15 protein-coding genes and 1 pseudogene are annotated in these 22661 nt (G+C 67.5%); 7 read left to right on the forward strand and 9 right to left on the reverse strand.

The genetic code is table 11. The features are described 5' to 3' along the window. Positions 1 to 243 precede the first annotated feature (243 nt). Together ACUWEX_RS10400 and guaB1 are read right to left on the reverse strand one after the other, a co-directional pair. Positions 244 to 1563 (reverse strand): annotated as a pseudogene (locus ACUWEX_RS10400) (hemolysin family protein); the annotation flags it as partial. A gap of 194 nt (positions 1564 to 1757) precedes the next feature. Next, a complete protein-coding gene (guaB1, locus tag ACUWEX_RS10405; protein WP_079728304.1) occupies positions 1758 to 3197 on the reverse strand; it encodes a GMP reductase in 1440 nt (479 codons plus the stop codon). Positions 3198 to 3332: 135 nt separating this feature from the next. Between guaB1 and ACUWEX_RS10410 the strand changes: the two genes are divergently transcribed. Together ACUWEX_RS10410 and ACUWEX_RS10415 are read left to right on the forward strand one after the other, a co-directional pair. Continuing rightward, complete coding sequence (locus ACUWEX_RS10410; RefSeq protein ID WP_445996192.1) at positions 3333 to 7151, forward strand: multifunctional oxoglutarate decarboxylase/oxoglutarate dehydrogenase thiamine pyrophosphate-binding subunit/dihydrolipoyllysine-residue succinyltransferase subunit; 3819 nt, start codon at positions 3333 to 3335, stop codon at positions 7149 to 7151. A gap of 89 nt (positions 7152 to 7240) precedes the next feature. Then, a complete protein-coding gene (locus ACUWEX_RS10415; protein WP_445996193.1) occupies positions 7241 to 8953 on the forward strand; it encodes a cation:proton antiporter in 1713 nt (570 codons plus the stop codon). Between the two features lie 1132 nt (positions 8954 to 10085). Here the strand turns inward: ACUWEX_RS10415 and ACUWEX_RS10420 are convergent. Together ACUWEX_RS10420 and ACUWEX_RS10425 are read right to left on the reverse strand one after the other, a co-directional pair. Further along, the gene (locus ACUWEX_RS10420; protein WP_077055326.1) at positions 10086 to 10328 is read right to left on the reverse strand and encodes a zf-HC2 domain-containing protein; all 243 of its coding nucleotides are present in this window, start codon (positions 10326 to 10328) and stop codon (positions 10086 to 10088) included. After that, complete coding sequence (locus ACUWEX_RS10425; RefSeq protein WP_179100282.1) at positions 10325 to 10945, reverse strand: sigma-70 family RNA polymerase sigma factor; 621 nt, start codon at positions 10943 to 10945, stop codon at positions 10325 to 10327. The genes ACUWEX_RS10420 and ACUWEX_RS10425 overlap by 4 nt, the downstream gene beginning before the upstream one ends. 118 nt (positions 10946 to 11063) lie before the next feature. Between ACUWEX_RS10425 and aroA the strand changes: the two genes are divergently transcribed. The 3 genes from aroA to bcp all read left to right on the forward strand — a co-directional run bounded on the left by aroA (position 11064) and on the right by bcp (position 14168). After that, on the forward strand, positions 11064 to 12542 hold the full coding sequence (gene aroA, locus ACUWEX_RS10430) for a 3-phosphoshikimate 1-carboxyvinyltransferase (RefSeq protein ID WP_445996194.1): 1479 nt from the start codon (positions 11064 to 11066) through the stop codon (positions 12540 to 12542). Beyond that, complete coding sequence (rsgA, locus tag ACUWEX_RS10435) at positions 12542 to 13573, forward strand: ribosome small subunit-dependent GTPase A (protein WP_079728298.1); 1032 nt, start codon at positions 12542 to 12544, stop codon at positions 13571 to 13573. Before aroA ends, rsgA begins: the two co-directional genes overlap by 1 nt. 115 nt (positions 13574 to 13688) lie before the next feature. After that, positions 13689 to 14168, forward strand: coding sequence for a thioredoxin-dependent thiol peroxidase (bcp, locus tag ACUWEX_RS10440; RefSeq protein WP_077055323.1), 480 nt, complete (start codon positions 13689 to 13691; stop codon positions 14166 to 14168). A 39-nt stretch (positions 14169 to 14207) separates the two neighbouring features. Here the strand turns inward: bcp and ACUWEX_RS10445 are convergent, their stop codons facing one another. Then, positions 14208 to 14645, reverse strand: a complete 438-nt coding sequence (locus ACUWEX_RS10445) for a hypothetical protein (protein ID WP_143785462.1) — start codon at positions 14643 to 14645, stop codon at positions 14208 to 14210. A 363-nt stretch (positions 14646 to 15008) separates the two neighbouring features. Between ACUWEX_RS10445 and ACUWEX_RS10450 the strand changes: the two genes are divergently transcribed. Beyond that, on the forward strand, positions 15009 to 15257 hold the full coding sequence (locus ACUWEX_RS10450) for a WhiB family transcriptional regulator (protein WP_077055322.1): 249 nt from the start codon (positions 15009 to 15011) through the stop codon (positions 15255 to 15257). A gap of 120 nt (positions 15258 to 15377) precedes the next feature. Here the strand turns inward: ACUWEX_RS10450 and ACUWEX_RS10455 are convergent, their stop codons facing one another. Then, a complete protein-coding gene (locus tag ACUWEX_RS10455; protein WP_079728296.1) occupies positions 15378 to 16871 on the reverse strand; it encodes a sensor histidine kinase in 1494 nt (497 codons plus the stop codon). Positions 16872 to 17482: 611 nt separating this feature from the next. Between ACUWEX_RS10455 and ACUWEX_RS10460 the strand changes: the two genes are divergently transcribed. After that, positions 17483 to 17803, forward strand: coding sequence for an Rv3235 family protein (locus ACUWEX_RS10460; protein WP_079728295.1), 321 nt, complete (start codon positions 17483 to 17485; stop codon positions 17801 to 17803). 110 nt (positions 17804 to 17913) lie between these two features. On the opposite strand, the gene secA is transcribed toward ACUWEX_RS10460, so the two are convergent. The 3 genes from secA to ACUWEX_RS10475 all read right to left on the reverse strand — a co-directional run bounded on the left by secA (position 17914) and on the right by ACUWEX_RS10475 (position 22569). Next, the gene (gene secA / locus ACUWEX_RS10465) at positions 17914 to 20760 is read right to left on the reverse strand and encodes a preprotein translocase subunit SecA (RefSeq protein ID WP_445996195.1); all 2847 of its coding nucleotides are present in this window, start codon (positions 20758 to 20760) and stop codon (positions 17914 to 17916) included. Between the two features lie 251 nt (positions 20761 to 21011). Then, a complete protein-coding gene (gene hpf / locus ACUWEX_RS10470; RefSeq protein ID WP_079728294.1) occupies positions 21012 to 21677 on the reverse strand; it encodes a ribosome hibernation-promoting factor, HPF/YfiA family in 666 nt (221 codons plus the stop codon). Next, entirely contained in the window at positions 21667 to 22569 is a 903-nt protein-coding gene (locus ACUWEX_RS10475) for a ComF family protein (RefSeq protein ID WP_445996196.1), read from the reverse strand. Before ACUWEX_RS10475 ends, hpf begins: the two co-directional genes overlap by 11 nt. Positions 22570 to 22661: the final 92 nt, after the last annotated feature.

Genomic DNA, 22661 nt, shown 5'->3' on the forward strand with positions numbered 1-22661 from the left:
TTCGCCACGGCCCTCGAGCACGGCGTCGGCCGCGCGGGTGCGGGCCGACTTCGCGGTGGTCGCGGTCTGTTCGCGTTTCTCGGCCTGCGCGGCGCGGGCGGCTTCCCGTGTCGCGTCGCGCGTGGCGTCACGGTCGGCTCGGTCTGCGGCGCGGTCGGCTCGGTCGGACGCCCGTTCGGCGCGGTCAGCCGCGCGCGTGGCTTCGCGCTCGGCTGATCGAGCGGCGCGGGCCGACGACCCGTCGCGCCCGTCGGCCTCGTCGCTCTCGTCGACGGGGCGTTCGGTGAAGCGCAAACGGTCGATGCGACGCCCGTCGAGGCGTTCCACCTTCAGCGTGCCGTCGGCGGTCTCGACCTCGTCGCCCTGTTCGGGCAGGCGGCCGAGCTCGCTCATCACGAAACCGGCGACGGTCTCATACGGCCCGTCCTCGGGCACATGGATGCCCGTGCTTTCGAGCAATTCGTCGGGCCTCAGGCTGCCGGGGAACGCGATCGATCCGCGGGCGCGCACGATGCCGGCGCGCGTGCGGTCGTGTTCGTCGACCACTTCGCCGACGATCTCTTCGACCAGGTCTTCGAGCGTGGCGACGCCGGCCGTTCCGCCGTACTCGTCGAGCACGACGGCCATCTGATAGCCCCGTCCGCGCAGCTCGGAGAGGAGCGTGTCGAGGCGCATGGTCTCTGGCACCCGGATCGCCTCGGTCATCAGGGCGGATGCCGGCACCTCGGAACGTCGGGCACGCGGCACGGCAACGGCCTGCTTCACGTGCACGACGCCGACGATGTCGTCGATGCCCTCGTCGACCACGGGGAACCGGGAGTAACCCGTCGACCGGGCGAGGTCGACGACGGCCTGGGCGGAGTCGGTGCGCTGCACCCACGCCACACGCGGCCGGGGCGTCATCACATCGGAGGCGTCGTGGTTGGCGAATTGCAGCGTGCGGTTGAGCAATGTGGCCGTGTCTTGCTCGAGCACACCAGCGCTGGCGGAACGCCGCACCAGGCTCGAGAGTTCTTCGGCCGTGCGGGCGCCCGACAGCTCTTCCTTCGGCTCGATGCCGACCGACCGCAGCAGCCCGTTGGCGCTGCCGTTCAGCACGACGATGGCCGGTTTGAACACGGTCGTGAAGAGGGTCTGGAAGGGGATGACGAGCTTGGCGGTCTGAATCGGCAGGGCCAGCGCGAAGTTCTTGGGCACGAGCTCGCCGATGACCATCGACGCGAGCGTGGCGATCACGAGCGCGATGGGTGTGGCGATCACGGGCACGACGTCCTCGGGCAGACCGACGGCGCCGAGCGGGCCCGCCAGGAGCGACGACAGCGCCGGCTCCATGGTGTAACCCGTGAGCAGTGTGGTGAGCGTGATGCCCAGCTGCGCGCTCGACAGGTGCGTCGAGGTGATGCGCAGCGCGGCGATCGTCATGCTGAGCTTCGTCTCGCCGCGCTCGCGCCGGGCTTCGAGGTCGGAACGGTCGAGGTTGACGAGCGCGAACTCGCTGGCCACGAAGAGGCCGGTGCCGATCGTGAGCACGACGCCCACGCCGAGCATGATCCACTCGTACATCACGCGAACACCACCCCGATTCGGGTGCTCGGCACGCGAGCGCCGCGGAGGGGGCCCGAGCCAGAGGGACCCGAAGCAGAGGGACCCGAAGCAGAGGGACCCGAGGCAGAGGGCTCAGAAGAGGAGGGCAGGGACACAGACGATGAAGGAGGGTCATCCATTATTCGCCCAACTATACCGGCGAACTCTGTGTCTCACCAGGAGACGGGGAGGGCCTTGCCTTCTTCGTAACCCGACGCCGACTGCAGGCCCACGCGGGCTCGCTCGCGGAACTCGGCCAGCGACGTGGCACCCGCGTAGGTGAACGACGAACGCAGGCCCGACGTGATCATGTCGAGCAGGTCTTCGAGCGAGGGCCGCAGCGGGTCGAGATAGATCTTGGACGACGAGATGCCCTCGGCGAAAAGCATCTTGCGCGCGAGCTCATAGGGGTCGAGGCGGCCGAAGCGCTCGACCACGGCCTTGGTCGAGGCCATGCCCCAGCTCTCTTTGTAGAGGCGGCCGTCGTCGTCGGTGCGCAGGTTGCCCGGCGCCTCGATCGTGCCGGCGAACCACGAGCCGACCATGACGCTGGATGCCCCGGCGGCCAGCGCGAGGGCCACATCGCGCGGGTAGCGCACCCCGCCGTCGGCCCACACGTGCGCGCCCAGCTCGGTCGCCGTCTCGGCGGTCTCGAGCACGGCCGAGAACTGCGGCCGCCCGACGGCCGTCATCATGCGCGTCGTGCACATGGCGCCCGGCCCGACGCCCACCTTGATGATGGTGGCGCCCGCGCCCACGAGGTCACGCACACCGGCCTCGGACACGACGTTGCCGGCCACGAGCGGAATGCCGAGGTCGAGCTTCGACACCGTGGCAAGCGCCTCGAGCATGCCCTCCTGGTGTCCGTGTGCCGTGTCGAGCACGAGCACGTCGACGCCCGCGCGGGCCAGAGCGGATGCCTTGGCCGCGACGTCTCCGTTGATGCCGAGCGCCGAGGCCACGACGAGTCGCCCATCGCTGTCGAGCGCCGGCGTGTAGAGCGTGGAGCGCAGGGCCGAGGTGCGGCTGAGCGTGCCGACGACGATGCCGTGCCGCAGCACGGGCGCGAAGTCGAGGTCGGCGGCGACCATGATGTCGAACGCGGCGCGAGCGGTGGGCACGTCGTCGGCGTCGATCGAGGCGACCGAACCGTGCAGCAGGTTGCCGAGGGTGGCATCGGCGAGCGCCGAGCCCAGACGGGTCGAGGGGATGGCGCCGAGGAAGCGCCCGTGATCGTCTTCGACCACGACGCCGTGCCCCGAGACGGGCGGCAGAGCGAGCAGCGCATCGGCCACGGTCGCGTCGGCTGTCATGCGCACGGGCGTGTCGAACGCGGTCGGCTGGTCTTTGACCCACCGGATGGCGTGGTCGAGGTCTTGCAGCGGCAGGTCTTGCGGCAGCACGCCGAGTCCGCCCCGTCGGGCGAGGGATGCCGCCAGCCGCGGGCCCGTGACCGAGTTCATGTTGGCCGACACGATGGGGATCTGGGCACCCGTGCCGTCGTCGGTGGCGAGCGAGACATCCATTCTGCTCGTGATGCCGGAGCGCGAGGGCACCAGGAACACATCGGAATAGGTCAGATCGAAGGCGGGCGCTTGGCCGTAGAACTCCATACCTGTAACGCTAACGCCACCTCCTGACAATGCGACGGTCCGGGGAAGGGTTTAGGCTTGATGATTGGACGCGACGAGCGTCGTAGGACTGCGCCTCGTCGATCAGATATCAACGGAGAGAGTGGGCGATCCTTAGTGTCGAGCCAGGTGACCGGCGTAGGAACCGACGAGGGTTCGTCGGCCGAATTTGGAGCCAACGAATGGCTCGTCGAAGAACTGTACGAACAGTACGTCGTCGATAAGAATTCCGTCGACGAGTCGTGGTGGCCCACCCTCGAGCGCTACCACGCCGTGAAGGGGCAGGGAGCTTCGGCCCCGGCCACGTCGGCGTCCGCAACTCCGGCGGCCCCCGCATCCGCGCCCGCCGCCGACCAGGCGCAGAAGCCCGGCACGCCGGCCGCGCCCACCACCTCGGCTCCCGCGCTCGGCACCCCGCCGCAGGCCGCCCCCCAGACCTCGGCCGCGACCGCCACGCAGTCCACCGAGGAGTCGAAGGCCCAGCCCGTGGCCCGCACCACCTCGGCCCCCGCCAAACCCGCGCCGATCCCGGCCGACGCGCCCGTCACGGCCCCCCAGAAGACCGTCTCCTCTGACACCCCGGCCGACGAACCGCAAGACACCGTCACTCCCCTGCGCGGCATGTCCAAGACGCTCGCCACCAACATGGATGCCTCGCTCACGGTGCCCACGGCCACGAGTGTGCGCACCATCCCGGCCAAGCTCATGATCGACAACCGCATCGTGATCAACAACCACCTCAAGCGCGCCCGCGGCGGAAAGGTGAGCTTCACCCACCTCATCGGCTGGGCGCTCATCCAGGCGTTGAAAGAATTCCCGAGCCAGAACGTGGCCTACGGCGAGATCGACGGCAAGCCCAGCGTCATCGCGCCCGCGCACATCAACCTCGGCATCGCCATCGACCTGCCGAAGCCCGACGGCACGCGCTCGCTCATGGTTCCCGGCATCAAGAAGGCCGACACCCTCACGTTCGGCGAATACCTCGTCGCCTACGAAGACCTCGTCAAGCGCGCCCGCGGCGGCAAGCTCGCGGCGGCCGACTTCCAGGGCGTGACGATCTCGCTCACTAACCCGGGCGGCATCGGCACCGTGCACTCGGTGCCCCGCCTCATGAAGGGCCAGGGCTGCATCATCGGCGCCGGTGCCCTCGAATACCCCGCCGAGTTCCAGGGCGCGTCCGAGCACACGCTCGTCGAGCTCGGCATCGGCAAGACCATCACGCTGACCTCCACGTATGACCACCGCGTCATCCAGGGCGCCGGTTCGGGCGAATACCTGAAAAAGGTTCACGAGCTGCTCATCGGGCAGCGCGGTTTCTACAACGACATCTTCGCGGCGCTGCGCATCCCCTACGCGCCCATCGACTGGGCCTCCGACATCTCGGTCGACCTGAGCGACACGGTGTCGAAGACGGCCCGTGTGCAGGAGCTCATCAACGCGTTCCGTGTGCGCGGCCACCTCATGGCCGATATCGACCCGCTCGAATACGTGCAGCGCTCGCACCCCGACCTCGACATCGCCAACCACGGCCTCACCTTCTGGGACTTGGACCGCGAGTTCGTCACGGGTGAGTTCGGCGACAAGCGCCAGGCCAAGCTACGCGACATCCTGGGTGTTCTGCGCGACTCGTACTGCCGCACCATCGGCCTCGAGTACATGCACATCCAAGACCCGGCCCAGCGCAGGTGGATCCAGTCCAAGGTCGAGCGCCCCTACGCCAAGCCCATGCACGACGAGCAGATGCGCATCCTCGGCAAGCTCAACGAGGCCGAAGCGTTCGAGACCTTCCTGCAGACCAAGTACGTGGGCCAGAAGCGCTTCAGCCTCGAGGGCTCCGAGTCCACCATCGCCCTGCTCGACACCATCCTGCAGGGTGCGGCTTCGGCCGGACTCGACGGCGCCGCGATCGGCATGGCCCACCGCGGCCGCCTCAACGTGCTGAGCAACATCGCCGGCAAGACCTACGGCCAGATCTTCCGCGAGTTCGAGGGCACGCAGTCCTCGCGCGACAGCCACGGCTCGGGTGACGTGAAGTACCACCTCGGCAACGAGGGCACCTTCCGGGCAGCGGACGGCTCCGAGCTGCCCGTCTACCTCGCCGCCAACCCGTCGCACCTCGAAGCGGTCGACGGCGTGCTCGAGGGCATCGTCCGCGCCAAGCAGGACCGCAAGCCCATCGGCACGTTCTCCACGCTGCCGATCCTCGTGCACGGCGACGCGGCAATGGCCGGCCAGGGTGTCGTGCTCGAGACCATGCAGCTGTCGCAGCTGCGCGGCTACCGCACGGGCGGCACCATCCACATCGTCGTCAACAACCAGGTCGGCTTCACGACTCCCCCCGGAGAAGGCCGCACCTCGGTGTACTCGACCGATGTGGCCAAGGCCATCCAGGCGCCCATCTGGCACGTCAACGGCGACGACCCCGAAGCCGTCGTGCGCGTGGCCGAGTTGGCCTTCGAATTCCGTCAGGCGTTCCACAAAGACGTCGTCATCGACCTCGTCTGCTACCGCCGACGCGGCCACAACGAGGGCGACGACCCCTCGATGACGCAGCCCCTCATGTACAACCTCATCGAGGCCAAGCGTTCGGTACGCAAGCTCTACACCGAATCGCTCATCGGCCGCGGCGACATCACGCAAGAGGAGTACGACGCGTCGCACCGCGACTTCCAGGACCGCCTCGAGCGGGCCTTCCAAGAGACGCACGCGGCCCAGACATCCTCGATTCCCGTCATCGTGCAGGAGCAGGACGACGACGGCTACTCGGGCGAGCCCGACGAGACCGGCGTGAAGCAGAGCGTCATCGAGCACATCGGAGACGCGTTCAACAACGCTCCCGAAGGCTTCACGGTGCACCCGAAGCTCAAGCAGCTGCTGCAGAAGCGCTTCGAGATGAGCCGCAACGGCAAGGTCGACTGGGCCTTCGGCGAGCTGCTCGCCCTCGGTTCGCTGCTGCTCGAGGGCACCCCGGTGCGCATGAGCGGTCAGGACTCGCGCCGCGGCACGTTCGTCCAGCGCCACGCCGTGCTGCACGACCGCCTCAACGGCCAGGAATGGCTGCCCCTCGCGAACCTGTCAGACGACCAGGCCCGTTTCTGGATCTACGACTCGCTGCTGTCGGAATACGCCGTCATGGGCTTCGAATACGGCTACTCGGTCGAGCGCCCCGACGCGCTCGTGCTGTGGGAAGCCCAGTTCGGCGACTTCGGCAACGGCGCCCAGACGATCATTGACGAGTTCGTGTCGAGCGCCGAGCAGAAGTGGGATCAGCGTTCCGGCCTCGTGCTGCTGCTCCCCCACGGTTACGAGGGTCAGGGCCCCGACCACTCGTCCGCCCGCATCGAGCGTTACCTGCAGCTGTGCGCCGAGAACAACATGACCGTGGCCCGCCCGTCGACGCCCGCGTCGTACTTCCACCTGCTCCGCCGCCAGGCCTACGCTCGCCCCCGCCGCCCGCTCGTTGTCTTCACCCCGAAGTCGATGCTGCGTCTGCGCGGTGCGACGAGTGACGTCGAGGCCTTCACCTCGGGTGTCTTCCAGCCCGTGATCGACGACCAGCGCATCACCGACAAGAACGCCGTCACGCGCGTGCTGCTGCACTCGGGCAAGATCCACTACGACCTCGCCAACGAGCTCGAGAAGGCGCCCGACGAGACGATCGCCCTCGTGCGCGTCGAGCAGCTCTACCCGCTGCCCGCTGCCGAGATCAAGCACATCGTCGACGGCTACCCGAACGCCGAGGTCGTGTGGGTGCAAGACGAGCCCGCCAACCAGGGTGCGTGGCCGTTCATGGAGTTCGAGCTCTCGCAGCAGTTGGGCAACCGCTCACTCGGGGTCGTCTCCCGCCCGGCGTCCGCCTCGCCCGCCACCGGTTCGGCCAAGCGCCACGGCATCGAGCAGTCCACGCTGCTGAAAGACGCGCTCCGCCAACAGTAATCGATGGTTCCTCGCATCCCCGGTTCCGCCCGACACACGTCTCGCGGGGCCGGGGATGCGTCGTGCGCGCGGCGGTTTAGGCTGACTGCATGGACCTCGCCCTGACCGCCGTCGTCGCCCTCGTCACGATCGTCGCCGTCTCGGCCTTCTCGTCGCGCCTCGGCGTGGCCGCGCCGCTCGTGCTCGTCGTCGTGGGCGTCGTCTACAGCTTCATTCCGGGCGTGCCGTCGATCGACATCCCGCCCGAGTGGATCCTCGCCGGCGTGCTGCCGCCGCTCCTCTACTCGGCGGCCGTCAACGTTCCGCTCGTCGACTTCCGCCGCAACCTCAAGGCCATCACGGGCCTGTCGGTGCTGCTCGTCGTCGTGACCGCGCTGGGCGTCGGCCTGCTGCTCTTCTGGCTGCTGCCCGACCTCAACCTCGCGGCCGCCATTGCGCTCGGCGCCGTCATCAGCCCCACGGATGCCGTGGCCGCCACGTCCATCGGCAAGAAACTCGGCCTGCCACCCCGCCTCGTCACGGTACTCGAGGGCGAGGGTCTCGTGAACGACGCCTCCGCCCTGGTGCTGCTGCGCTCCGCCATCGCCGCAACCGCCGGAGCCGTCTCGCTCTGGGGCGTCGTCGGCGACTTCTTCTACGCCGTCGCCGTCGCTCTCGTCGTGGGGCTCGTGATCGGCCTGGTGACCGTGTTCGTGCGCTCGAAGCTCAAGGACAGCGTGCTCACCACGGCCATCTCGTTCGCCGTGCCCTTCATCGCTTATCTGCCCGCCGAGGAGCTCAATGCCTCTGGCGTGCTCGCGGTCGTCGTCGCCGGTCTCGTCACGGGCCACCAGAGCGCGCGTTACTTCTCGGCGCAGGACCGCATCAGCGAGCGCCTCAACTGGCGCACACTGCAATTCGTGCTCGAGAACGGCGTGTTCCTGCTGATGGGCGCCGAGCTGTCGACGCTCATCGCCTCGGTCGACGACAACGTGCTCTCGGTCGAGCGCACGCTCGTGTTGGCGCTGCTCGTGACCGTCGTGCTCATCGTGTTGCGGTTCCTCTTCGTGGTGCCGCTCATCGCGCTCCTGCGCCGCGAGGGCCGCCGTGCCGCCCGCGAGTCGGGTCGCTTCGAGGCCGCCCGCCGGCGCTTCGACGCCATGCCCGACGATGCCATTGAACCGCACCGACGCAACCGCGCGGCTCTCTTCTTCACGAGACGCGCGGCCGACCTCGACTTCCTGCAGTCAGAGGGCCTCGGATGGCGGGGCGGGGCGGTTCTCGCCTGGTCCGGCATGCGCGGCGTCGTCACCCTGGCGGCAGCCCAGTCGCTGCCCGCCGACATGCCCTACCGCCCGCAGCTCATCCTGCTCGCGTTCTTCATCGCCGTCATCACGCTGCTGCTGCAGGGCGGAACCCTGCCCGCCGTCATCCGCCTCCTGGGCGTGCGCGGCAGCGACGAGCAGGCCGACCGCCAGGAGTATGCCTCGCTCATCCAGGACATGTCGTCGGTGGGCGTCGAGGCGCTCAAGAACCCCGACTTGAAACGGGCGGATGGCGGCGACTACGACCCCGAAGTCGTCGACCGCGTGCGTGGCGACAGCGAGTCCCGGTCGGCTGCGGCATCCGAGGTCATGGATGCCTCGTCAGACGTCGGCCCGCACGAGCAATACCGCGAGCTGCGGCGCATCGTGCTCGACGCCGAACGCGCCGCCTTGCTCGACGCCCGCTCGGCCGGCAGCTACAGCTCTCGCACGCTCGCGCGCGCCCAGCAACTCCTCGACATCGAAGAATCCCGCTTCGACCAGGCCACCCACGACTGAGTAGATACTCAGGGCGCACCTGGGCGCGGTCTCTTTACGCACGCCGCGCCGACTTCGGGTACTCAGACCAGGGGCCGCGCTACTCAACTTCGCGGCTCTCCTACTCAATCCTTTCCGTCGCCATTCAACATCTTCCGACATTTCATTATCCTGACCGTACCGAAGGCGTCCGCCTTCATCGTCGAAGGAGACAGAATGGCTTTTGCACACGCTCATCGCGCGACGTTCGCCGGAACGCTCGTCCTTGTGATGGCTCTTATTCCACTAACGCTGGGGCAGCCCGCATCCGCATCCGCGTCACCCTCTTCAAACGTGCAAACCCCGACAAGTGAATTCAGCTCGATTCAAGGCAGTGACGGGTTCATTCGAACAGTGACCACGGGCCTCAGCGTTCCGATTCGCGGCGCGATGACAGCGCGCCTGGCCCTCGCTCCCGGCGACCGCGTAGTCTTGGCGGCCGACGCCACGTCCGCACACGTAATTGACGGCAACGGAGCTACTCTGTTCAACATCGCGGCGCCCGTGACGACTGTCGGGCACGGCGCTTCGCGGCCGGCGACGTTATCGTTCGATGGAAATGTCTTGACCGCGACTTCGCAGGTCAACGCCATTCAGACACGCGCCGCGTGCCCCCAGGCATGGTGGGGAAGCTTCCTCGTTCAGGGTGTGGGGACGGTGGTGGTATGCGGTGCGGCTGGCGCCGCAACCGGGGGCATCGGCGGCGCCGCGTGCAGTCTCGGGGTTCACGTAGCGACGTCTGGGATCAACTGGGACAGCGCGTGTAAGAAGCGGCGATGACCGCGAGGGCTCTGCTCGGTAAATGGGCAAAGAAGTCCGACCCGCGGGACGTGAGGGCATCGGTCATTTCGTACATCGCAACGGGCTGCGTCTCGATTGTGATCGCGTTTGCGGTGGCCGTCATCAAAGAGTCGGGGAGCCCAACCTTCTCTTGGCTCGATGTGTGGCACAACCTGGCCCCGGTCGCGCTGGGCACTGTCGTCGGCATTGCCTGCTTGACTCTTGTGCACGCCGCCGTAGTGCGTCGATACACGAGAAAGCAGCCTCGATAGTCCGAGTCATGAAGGGTCGTGCCTCCGGCGCCCGAGCAGGCGCTAAAGGCACGAGCGCGCCGCTAGTGCGTGCCCTGCACCTCGCGGAGGCGGGCGAGGACCTGATTCTTCAGCTCTTCGGGGGCCACCTCGGTGCAGGCGCGCTGCACGGCCTCGGTGAGCGTGCGCGCCACCAAAGCTTCGTTCTGGCAGTCGACGCACGTTTCGAGATGCGCTCGGATATCGGAGGCCTCGGTGCTGCAGACTTCGTTCCGCAGGTACTCCTCGAGGTCTTTCTTTGCCTTGTCGCAACCGCAGTCGCTCATCGTGCTCTCCTTGCGGGGGGCGCGGCCACACCACGGTCGCGCGCATAGTCGGCGAGAAGGTCGCGGAGCAAGCGCCTGCCACGGTGCAAGCGGCTCATGACCGTCCCGATGGGGGTTTTCATGATGTCGGCGATCTCCTGGTAGGCGAAGCCCTCGACATCGGCGAGGTACACCGCCAGACGGAAGTCTTCGGGGATCGACTGCAGAGCATCTTTCACGGCGCTGTCGGGCATGTGGTCGATGGCCTCGGCCTCGGCCGAACGCGAGGATGACGCGGTGGTCGACTCGGCGCCGCCCAGCTGCCAGTCCTCGAGGTCGTCGATGGTGCCCTGATAGGGCTCGCGCTGCTTCTTGCGATACACGTTGATGTACGTGTTCGTGAGGATGCGGTAGAGCCACGCCTTGAGATTGGTGCCCTGTTGGAACTGACCGAACGCCCCGTATGCCTTGGCGAATGTCTCTTGCACCAGATCTTGCGCGTCGGGCGGGTTCTTCGTCATGCGCATCGCAGCACCGTAGAGCTGATCGAGGAACGGCAGTGCCTGCTCCTCGAACAGCGCGCGAACTTCTGATTCGGTGGGCTCGTTCGGCGTAGCCTCGTCATCGACGGTAGTCATCGAGTCCCAGTCTAGGGCTGCGACCTGATCGGCTTCCCGCTCGAGCACTGCGATTGACATCCGCTCTCGCCTTCCGTTCGACATCACGCGGCAATTTCGCCGCTACCCTAGGTAAACGATGCTCGAATCGAAATATTCCGCGCCCGAGTTCAACATCTTCGGCGAGAGCGACAAGGTCCCGGATGACGGCAGCTGGCCGGCTCCGGTGGCCGACGCGCCGCTCGACGCCACGCTCAGCCTGCCCGGCTCGAAGTCGCTGACCAACCGGGAGCTCGTGCTCGCGGCCCTGGCCGACGGCGAGTCGCTCCTGCGCGCGCCGCTGCACTCCATGGACAGCCGCAACATGGTCGACGCCCTGCGTGCCCTGGGCGCCACCATCGACGAGGTGCCGGGGGCCGGTCCCTTCGGGGCCGACTGGCGCGTCACGCCGGGCGAGCTGTTCGGCAGCACCACGATCGACTGCGGCCTGGCCGGCACGGTCATGCGTTTCGTTCCGCCCGTCGCGGGCCTCGCGCTCGGGCCCACGTCGTTCGACGCCGATTCGTCGGCGCGCGGTCGCCCCATGCGCACCATGATCGCCTCGCTGCGGGCGCTCGGCGTCGACATCAACGACGACGGCCGCGGCTCGTTGCCCTTCACGGTGCACGGCACGGGTTCGGTGCGCGGCGGCGCCGTCACCATCGACGCCTCCAGCTCGAGCCAGTTCGTGTCGGGCCTGTTGCTCGCGGCCGCACGGTTCGACGAGGGGCTCGACCTGACGCACGCGGGCGAACGACTGCCCAGCATCCCCCACATCGAGATGACCATCGACGCCCTGGCGGCCCGCGGCGTGCTCGTCGAGCAGCCCGAGGTGGGTCACTGGCAGGTCGCCCCGCAGCCCATTGCCGGGCGCACGATCGACATCGAACCCGACCTCTCGAACGCCGCGCCGTTCTTGGCCGCCGTGCTCGTGGCCGGTGGCCGCGTGACCATAACCGGATGGCCCGAGACCACGACGCAGGTCGGCGCCGACCTCATCGAGCTGCTGCCCCACTTCGGCGCGACCGTGACACGGGACGGCGACAGGCTGACGGTGGAGGCATCCGGAACCATCTCGGGCGTCACGCTCGACCTGACCACGGGCGGAGAACTCGCTCCTCCCCTCGTGGCCCTCGCCGCGCTGGCCGATTCGCCGTCGACCATCACGGGTATCGGCCACATCCGCCACCACGAGACCGACCGCCTCGCTGCGCTGGCCACCGAGATCAATGCGCTGGGCGGCTCCGTGACCGAACTCGAGGACGGCCTCTTCATCGAGCCGAAGCCGCTGCAGGGCGGCCTCTGGCACAGCTACCACGATCACCGCATGGCCACGGCCGGCGCCATCATCGGGTTGGCCGTGCCGGGCGTCGTGATCGAGAACGTGGCGACGACCGCCAAGACGCTGCCGCAGTTCACCGAGCTGTGGGGCCAGATGTTGCAGGGGTCCGCCGTGCCGGCCGCGCCCGTCGCTGGCCAGCTGGCCTCGCCCGTCACGTCGTCCGCCACGTCACCCCTGAAACCGACCGTGTCATCCCCCGAGACCGTGTCATCCCCCGAGACGGAGCAGGACGCCTGATGACCTGGTGGGACACGGGCGAGGACGACGAGCCCGACTACGACGAATCGCGTATCAAGGTGCGGCCGAACCCCAAGGGAAACCGGCCGCGCACCAAGACCCGCCCGGCTCACGAGGACGCCCAGATCGCGCGCGTGCTCGGCGTCGACCGCGGGCGCTACTCGCTGCTCGTCGACGAGGACGGCGACAACGAACACCGCATCTCGGCATCCCGAGCCCGCGAATTGCGCATGAAACCGGTCACGGGCGATCAGGTGGATGTCGTGGGCGACCTCACCGGCGACGAGGGCACGCTCGGGCGCGTCGTGCGCGTGCGCGAACGCTCCACCCTGTTGCGCCGGAGCGCCGACGACACCGACGAGGTCGAGCGCGTGATCGTGGCGAACGCCGACCAGATGCTGCTCGTCGTGGCCGCCGCGAACCCCGAACCGCGGGCCCGACTGGTCGACCGCTACCTCATCGCGGCCTACGACGCCGGCATCGAGCCCATCCTCTGCATCACCAAAACCGACCTCGCCGACCCGGACGAGTTCCTCAAGAACTTCACGGGACTCGACTTCCCCGTCTACACCTCGCGTCAGGGCGCCATGCCCGTCGACGAGATCGGCGCGGCCCTCGTCGGGCACAGCACGGTCTTCGTGGGCCACTCGGGCGTGGGCAAATCCACGCTCGTCAACGCACTCGTGCCGACGGCCGAACGCGCCACGGGCCACGTGAACCTCGTGACGGGCCGTGGGCGGCACACGTCCTCCTCCACGATCTCCTACCGCTTCCAGCGGCCGGAGGGGGCCGGATGGGTCATCGATACGCCCGGCGTCCGCTCCTTCGGTCTCGGGCACATCAACACCGACAACATCCTCAAAGCCTTCAGCGACCTCGCCGTCGTGGCCGAACGCTGCCCGCGCGGGTGCACGCACCTGCCCGACGCCCCCGATTGCGCCATCATCGAAGCGGCCGAATCGGGCGAACTCGGCGACAACGGCCCGGCCCGGCTCGACTCGTTGCAGCGGTTGCTCACGACCTTCGCTTGAGCTCGCGCGGTCGTTCGCGAACGCGATCGCGCGGCTTCACCGGCGTGAGCTTCCGCCGGGCCCGCGAACTCGACCGCGCGACGGCGTTGTCAGACCGCGAACCTAGAATGGATGCATGACCGAAAGCATCCGTTTGTCCGCCGGCGACCCGGCCCCCGTCTTCTCGCTGCAGAACCAAGACGGAGAGATGGTCAGCAACGCCGACTACGCCGGCCAGAAGGTCATCCTCTACTTCTACCCCGCCGCCATGACGCCCGGTTGCACCACGCAGGCGTGCGATTTTCGCGACAACATCGCGTCGCTCGCGGGTGCGGGCTACACGGTGCTCGGGGTCTCGAAGGACTCCCCCGCCAAGCTGGCCGAGTTCGCCGCGCGCGATGAACTCACGTTCCCGCTGCTGAGCGACGCCGACCTCGCCGTGCACCAGGCCTATGGCGCTTACGGCGAGAAGAACCTCTACGGCAAGGTCGTCACGGGTGTGCTGCGTTCGACCTTCGTCATCGGCACCGACGGGCTCATCGAGCTGGCGCTCTACAACGTCAAGGCCACCGGACACGTCGCGTCGCTGCGCAAGAAGCTCGGCGTCGACGCCTAATCACGCGGCCGCAGGCCGCCGCCCAGCCTGAACGGTGAGCTATTCGGCCGGGTATTCGTCGGGACGCTTGACGGCGGCGACCACCCGCGGCATGAACAGCAGGACGAGGCCGAGCAGCGACGGGATCAGCAGAGCGAGGCCGATATCGGCGCGCGCGAACGTGCCCTGCAGCGCGCCGACCGCGACCGACAGCTGCAAGATCTGCCAGATGACGGCGCCCGCACGAATCCACGGCGCACGGCGAATCGACGAGACAGCGACGGCGCTGATCCAGATCGACGCCAGAATCGCGAGAACGAGGATCGCGATAGCGCTCGTGTAGGAGTCGGGCGTGAGCGTGAAGAGGTCCACCACGAGCCAACAGGTCACCGCGATCATGCCCGCCGCCTCGATGAACAGCAGGATGATGAGTGCCGTAAACAGCGGTCCACCGGCGTGTCGCCCGTGAACGGAAGTTGAACTCTCAGAATCAGACATGTGCGAAGTCACCACGAATCCCATACAAAACTATTGATTTGCCACACCCAGTATGCGACCATATTTGAGGCTGAGTTGACGCTCACAGGGTGGTGAGCACATTCCGATCGGTGATCGGTGCACGAAGAGCACCCTCTTTATCGAACCGCTGCGAGCGGGCGATGATACCGAAGTCTACTGGGTTCATTTCACACGACAATTCGCGTCACATCGACGCGTTTTGTGGCGTGCTCATGAAAACACGACTTCGGAGGGTGCGAACGCTGCACAAGACATCCAGACGGAAACCACTCTGCAACTCGGCCTCGACGAACTCTCGACCGATCGGTCGACATCCCCGAGAATCACAAAAGGAGCACCCCCATGGATTGGCGCGATAAGGCTGCTTGCCTCACGGCGGACCCCGAACTCTTCTTCCCCGTCGGGAACACGGGCCCGGCTGTCGACCAAATCGACAAGGCGAAGGCCGTGTGCGCACGTTGCTCCGTCACGGAGGTGTGCCTGCAGTACGCGCTCGAGACCGGTCAGGACTCGGGTGTCTGGGGCGGCCTCAGCGAAGACGAGCGTCGCGCCCTCAAGCGTCGCGCCGCCCGCGCCCGCCGCGCCTCCTAGTCGCGCACTCCCCCACAGACTCATACGCGGCCACCTAGCACCGCCGCATTCCGCACACAGCACCGACGTCCCGGTGCGAATCCTCACCAGGTTCGCACCGGGACGTTTCTGTATGTGGCGCTAAGACGTCTCGATGTAGCGGAACGGCATCTCGATAGTGACCTCGGTGCCGCTGCCCGTGACGGTGTGCCAATCGATGGTGCCGCCCAACTCACCCTGGATGAGTGTGCGCACGATCTGCGTGCCGAGACCCGAGCCGACCTTGCCCTCGGGAAGGCCATAGCCGTTGTCGCGCACGAGCACGGACAGACCCTCATCCGTGCGCTCGGCGACGATCTCGACCTCGCCCTCGCGGCCGGCCAAGCCGTGCTCGACGGCGTTCGTCACCAGCTCGGTGAGGGCCAGGGCGAGCGGCGTGGCGTATTCGCTCGGCAAGACACCGAACGCGCCCGTCTTCTTGGGGTGCACGGTGGTGTTGTGCGACGACGCCACCTCGGCGATGAGCATGAGCACACGATCGAAGACGTCGTCGAAGTCGACCTGCTGGTTGAGGCCCTCAGACAGCGTGTCGTGCACGACCGCAATGGCCGCAACACGGCGCATAGCCTGCGTGAGCGCCTCGCGGGCCCCGTCGGAGTGAGTGCGCCGGGCCTGGATGCGGAGCAGCGACGCGACCGTCTGGAGGTTGTTCTTCACGCGGTGGTGGATCTCACGGATCGTCGCGTCTTTGGTGATGAGCTCGCGCTCCTGGTGCCGCAGCTCGGACACGTCGCGGCAGAGCACGATGGCACCGACCCGCTCGCCGTTGTGGCGCAGGGGAATCGCGCGCAACGACACCGTCACGCCGCGGGCTTCGATGTCCGTGCGCCAGGGAGCACGACCCGTGACCACCAGCGGCAGGGATTCGTCGATGTCCTGTTTGGACGGCAGGATCTGCGTCGTGACCTCGGCGAGCGATTCGCCCTCGAGTTCTTCGGCGAAGCCCATGCGGTTGAAGGCCGACAGAGCGTTGGGGCTGGCGAAGGTGGTGATGCCCTCGACATCGAGGCGGATGAGTCCGTCAGAGGCGCGCGGGGCTCCTCGGCGCGGACCGGTCGGAGCCGAGAGGTCGGGGAAGTCACCCGTCGCGATCATCTGGAACAGATCGTTGGCGCAGTCGTTGAACGTGAGCTCCTGGCGGCTGGGCGTGCGCGCCTCGCCAAGGTTGGTGTGGCGCGTGAGCACGGCGATGGGCGTCGGCGCGTTCTCCGAGCCCGATGAGGTCAGACGGCGGATGACGGGAACCGCTCGCACGCGCGTCGGGGTCTCCTCATACCAATCGGGTGCCGACGAGTCGATGATCTTGCCGGACTCGAAGGCGTCGGTGACCTGTTTGCGCCACTGCGGTTTGATCGCTTGGCCGACGAAGTCCCGATAGAACAGGGTGGCCGCGCTCGACGGCCGGTAGTGCGCCACGGCGATGAACCCCTCGTCGGGCGTGGGGATCCACAACACGATATCGGCGAAGGCGAGATCGGCGAGCAGCTGAGCATCGCCCACGAGCATGTGCAACCAGTCGACCTCGGCATCGGAGGAAAGACCCTGGGCATGAACCAAATCACTGAGCGTTGACACCCGACCAGTCTATGCGGGCGGAGCGACCCTGCTCGGTTGTCCACAGGGCAACGATGCTCTAGACCGACCGGTGGCACACCTGGTTGAGTTGCCCTTCGTCGCTCCTCCCCCACCCGGCGGCACCGTATCCGAACCGACCGTCAGAATTCCTGACGGTCACTCGGCGCGCGCCGGGAGGGCATCATGTCTCTCGGCCGGCGCCGAGAGATCAAGGAGCCGAATGACACCGCCTTTTCCGAACACCCCGTCCGACTCCCCCACGGCAACACACCTGACACACACGACACAGACAACCTCCACAACCGAACACGACGATCTCCGCGACAGGTCCGCAGCCGGAGCGGGCGCTCCCATCCGCAGCCCGGCCCGGGCGGCAGCGACACGCGTGCCGGGGCGGTCGCGGCCCTCACCCGCGCAGGTGGGTCTGGGCACCGAGGTATCCGCGGGCCGATCGGCCTCACCTCTCACCGAACACAGGGCCCCCCCATTCACCCGATGCGGATCCTGCCGCTGCCCCCGGTGCTGGCGCTCCCCCTCCTGCTGCTGCTGCTGCGGCTGCTGGGCAGGGGGCATCGGAGGGAGCTGCGCGTGATCGCGCGACCCCCGAACCCGTGCTCGAGAACCTGGCCCTGTCGGCCATCGAGGTGATCGCGGGCGCACGCGACCTCGAGCAATTGGGCCGATGGGTGACGCGCGAGGTCTATGAGCACCTCAGCATCCGTGTCACGGTGGCGAGCCGGGCGCGCCGGGTGCGCGGAGCGGTCGGTAAGCGCCCCGTGATCCTCGGCACCCGCGTCAGCGCCTTTCACACCGGCGACACCATTGTCGACGGCGTGGTGACGGTCACGATGCGCGACCGCACGCGTGCCGTGGCCCTGCGCATCGAGTGGGTGCGCGGCCGGTGGCGCGCGAGCGCCATCCATGTGCTGTGACGAGCCGACGCCCCGTTAACGAGCGATGGGCGCCACCCCAGGGGGTGGCGCCCATCGCCTCACTTGAGCCGCTGTGTCGCCATTCGCGTGGCGGTGCAGCGGTCGTATGGTTACTTCTTCTTGGCCTGACCGCGACGTTCGGCACGGTTGGCGGCGGCGGGTGCTGCACCGGATGACTGGCCGAAGGCGCCGCGGGCACCACCAGCCTTGGGTGCCTCTTGCGGGCGGTTGGGGGCCTCGGGGGCCTCGTCGCCGTCCGCTGCAGCCGCGGCCTTCTGGCTCTCGGCCTGACGCTGTGCGCGGTTGGTGGCCGCCTTCTCGATCTGGCCCTTCTGGTTGCGCACCTCGACTTCGCCCGCGTCGTTGGCAGCCGTGAAGCTCAGCTTCTCTTCTTCGCCGGCGGGGCGTTCGAGTCCCTTGGCCGAGACCGTGGCCGCGATGTCGTCGGCCGACGGGCGGTTGACTTCGACCTCGAGGTTGAAGAGGTAGCCGACGGACTCCTCGCGGATCTGTCCCATCATCTGCTGGAACATGGCGTAGCCCTCGCGCTGGTACTCGACCAGCGGGTCGCGCTGTGCCATGGCGCGCAGGCCGATGCCGTCCTTCAGGTAGTCCATCTCGTAGAGGTGGTCGCGCCAGCGGCGGTCGATGACCTGCAGCACGACGCGGCGCTCGAGCTCGCGCATAGCCTCGGAGCCGAGCTGCTCTTCGCGGCGCTTGTAGGCCAGCTTGGCATCGGACAGGATCTCGCGGCGCAGGAAGTCGCGGTCGAGCTTGCCCTTGCGGCCGGCCTCGGCGACGACCTCGTCGACCGTGAGGCCGATCGGGTAGAGCGTCTTCAGCTCGACCCACAGGGCGTCGAAGTCCCAATCGTCACCGTTGCCGTCGGCCACGTGCACGTCGAGCACCTCGTCGATGACGCTCTCGAGGAACTTCTGCGTGCGTTCGTGCAGGTCGTCACCCTCGAGGATGTGCCGGCGGTCGGAGTAGATGGCTTCGCGCTGGCGGTTGAGGACGTCATCGTACTTGAGCACGTTCTTGCGGATCTCGGCGTTGCGCGACTCGACCTGCGACTGTGCGCTGCGGATGGCGCGGCTGACGACCTTCGACTCGATGGCGATGTCGTCGGGCACGCCGTTGCGGCCCATGAGGGCTTCGGCGGCACCCGAATTGAACAGGCGCATGAGGTCGTCGGTGAGAGACAGGTAGAAGCGGCTCTCGCCCGGGTCTCCCTGACGGCCGGAACGACCGCGCAGCTGATTGTCGATGCGTCGCGATTCGTGGCGCTCGGTGCCGAGCACGTAGAGACCACCGGCGGCGATGACCTTCTCGGCCTCTTCGCCGACCTCGGCCTTGACGGCCTTGAACACGTCGTCCCACTGGGCTTCGTATTCGTCGGGGGTCTCGACGGGGCTGAGGCCCTTCTGGTTCATCTCCTGAACCGCGAGGAACTCGGCGTTGCCGCCCAGCATGATGTCCGTTCCACGGCCGGCCATGTTGGTGGCTACCGTGACGGAGCCGAGGCGCCCGGCCTGGGCCACGATGGCGGCCTCACGCGCGTGGTTCTTAGCGTTGAGGACCTCGTGACGGATGCCCTTCTTGGCAAGCAGGCGCGAGAGGTATTCGCTCTTCTCGACGCTCGTCGTGCCGACGAGGACGGGCTGACCCTTCTCGTGGCGCTCGGCGATGTCTTCGACGACCTGTTGGAACTTCGTCTCTTCGTTCTTGTAGACGAGGTCGGACTGGTCGATGCGCTGCATGCTGCGGTTGGTGGGGATGGCCACGACACCGAGCTTGTAGGTGGACATGAACTCGGCGGCCTCGGTCTCGGCCGTTCCGGTCATGCCGGACAGCTTCTCGTAGAGGCGGAAGTAGTTCTGCAGCGTGACCGTGGCGAGCGTCTGGTTCTCGGCCTTGACGGCCACGCCTTCCTTGGCCTCGATGGCCTGGTGGATGCCCTCGTTGTAGCGGCGACCCATCAGAATGCGGCCGGTGTGCTCGTCGACGATCATGACCTCGCCGTTCATCACGACGTAGTCCTTGTCTTTCTTGAACAGGGCGACGGCCTTGATGCTGTTGTTGAGGAACGAGATGAGCGGCGTGTTGGCCGACTCGTAGAGGTTGTCGATGCCGAGGTAGTCCTCGATCTTCTCGATGCCGGGCTCGAGCACGCCGACGGTGCGCTTCTTCTCGTCGACCTCGTAGTCTTCACCGGGCGTGAGCGTCTTGGCGATGCGCGCGAACTCGGTGAACCACCGGTTGGCCTCGCCCGACGACGGGCCGGAGATGATGAGCGGGGTGCGGGCCTCGTCGATGAGGATGGAGTCGACCTCGTCGACCACGGCGAAGAAGTGGCCGCGCTGCACGAGGTCCGCCGACTGCCACGCCATGTTGTCGCGCAGGTAGTCGAAGCCGAACTCGTTGTTCGTGCCGTAGGTGATGTCGGCGGCGTACTGCTCGCGGCGCTCGACGGGGGTCTGGCCCGAGAGGATGACACCCGTGGTCATGCCGAGGGCGCGGAAGACGCGACCCATGAGCTCGGACTGGTAGGTGGCGAGGTAGTCGTTCACCGTGATGACGTGGACGCCCTTGCCCGCGATGGCGTTGAGGTAGGCCGGGAGCGTGGCGACGAGCGTCTTGCCCTCACCGGTCTTCATCTCGGCGATGTTGCCGAGGTGGAGCGCGGCGCCACCCATGAGCTGCACGTCGAAGTGGCGCAGGCCGAGGGTGCGCTTGGAGGCCTCGCGAACGGCGGCGAACGCCTCGGGCAGCAGGTCGTCGAGCGACTCGCCCTTCTCGTGCCGGCCGCGCAGCTCGGCGGTTTCGTTCTTCAGTTCTTCGTCGGTGAGGTCGGCGAAGTCGTCTTCGAGCGCGTTGACCGCTTTCGCGAGGTTCTCTAGCTTCCTCAGCGTGCGACCTTCGCCGACGCGAAGGACCTTCTCCAGAATTGAGGCCACGAATTGAACTCCAGTTGTCTCGGTGCGCGTCATCTGCGCCGCGCGATGTTCGGTGCCCGGGGGCTCCGATCGTGTGAGCGCGTCGTGCCGTGTGCACGACTGACGTCGGGCAATTCTGCCCGGACCGCACTCTATGTTAGCGGGGCGATCGGTGTGCACACGCTGTAAATCAGTGAACGCCGCGTGCAGCTCGGATGGCTGCACGCGGCGTTCGTGAGAGCGCGCGCGATTATGCGCGTGACGGCGTGGGCTCAGGCTCGTTTCTGCGAGGCGCCCGCCTCTTCGTCGAGGCCGATGACACCGTAGTCCCAGCCCTTGCGCCGGTAGACGACACTCGGGCGGTCGGTCTTGGCGTCGATGAACAGGAAGAAGTCGTGTCCGACGAGTTCCATGCGATCGACGGCGTCGTCGACCGTCATCCACTCGGCCGGGAAGACCTTCTGGCGGATGACCACGGGGCTGTAGTCTTCGGGCTGCTCGTCGTCGTCGACCCGTTGTGTCGGCACGGCACCCGTCGCGACAGCCTCGATGATCTCGCCGTCGGCGGGCTGGATGTCGATGCCGCTGAAGCCTTCGGCGGCCGCAGCGTGCAGCGAGGTGCGGTGCTTTCCGCGGTGCACCTTGCGGCGATCTTTGGCGCGGCGCACCTGCTCGATGAGTTTGGCGATCGCGAGATCGAAGGCGACGTACTTGTCGGAACCCGAGCTCTCGGCGCGAACGAGCGGGCCGGGGCCGATGAGAGTGAGCTCGACGCGGTCGTCACCCGCGCGGCCCGATTTGTCGTTATGACGCGAGACTTTTACCTCGAAGGCCAAGGCCTTCTCGTTGAGGTGCTCGATTTTCTCGGATTTCTCTTCGACGTAATCGCGAAATCGATCGGTGAGTCCGAGACCTAGTCCGACGATGTTAGTTTCCATAGCGACCTCCTCGATAGGGCGTGCCGCCTGAAAGTTCGGGCGGTTCTTCCACGCCTTTCGCCCCACCGTAGTCCCCCTCCTCGGAGAAGTCACTGACAGTCTGGGCGGGTTGTGCCAACAGCGAACGGAGCGGCGTGGCGGCGATCACGGCGGCAGACACGCGGCGAGCGCCGGCGTCACGGAGCACCGTCGCGGCTTCTGTGAGGGTTGCTCCGGTTGTGCAGACGTCATCGATCAGGATGACCGTGCGGCCCGCGACGCGGCGCGTCGTGCGGATGCTGCCCCGCATGTTGGCCGCGCGCTCGTCGGCGTCGAGACCGATCTGATCGGACGGCTGGCGCAGATAGGCGAGCGCGGGCGTCGCGATGCGGCCGGTGCGGCCGAGGACGCGGTCGACCGGCCGATAGCCGCGGGCTCGGTAGCCGCGGCGGGAAGACGGGACGGGCACGTAGAGCACCGGACGGCGTCGCGTGGCGAGGCCGTCGCGTTCGCGCACCGCCGCGAGCGGAGTGGCGCCAGCCTGAGGCGCGTCTGCCCGACGGGCGACGGGTGGAGGGATGCCCGCCGGATCGGCGTCGGCGATGTCGAGACACGCAGCCGTCACCGCAGCGCCCAGCAGCACGGCGAGGCGCTTATCGATGACCGTGAACCCCTCGGTCTTGAAGGCGACGATAGCCCGCCGCACCTCGTCGGCGTAGGAGCTGCCCGCGAACACGATCGTGCCGTCGGGGAGCGTGCGCGGCGGCGGCGCCGATGCGGCCGCGCGGCGCAGGCAGGACCCGCACAGGGGGTGGTCGGGCATCTGGCAGCCCACACAGCTGAGCGGCAGGGCCCACCCGAGGGCAGCAGCAAACGGGGAGTGCCGCTCGGGAGCGGGGGCGGAATCGGTCATGCCACGAGCATTCCGCGTGGCAGCATCCACCGAACCGCGGATTGACGATCTGTGGAAAGGACGGCCGGATCGCGGCTGTGGAGAACGAAACG

Source organism: Okibacterium fritillariae, from assembly GCF_052783725.1.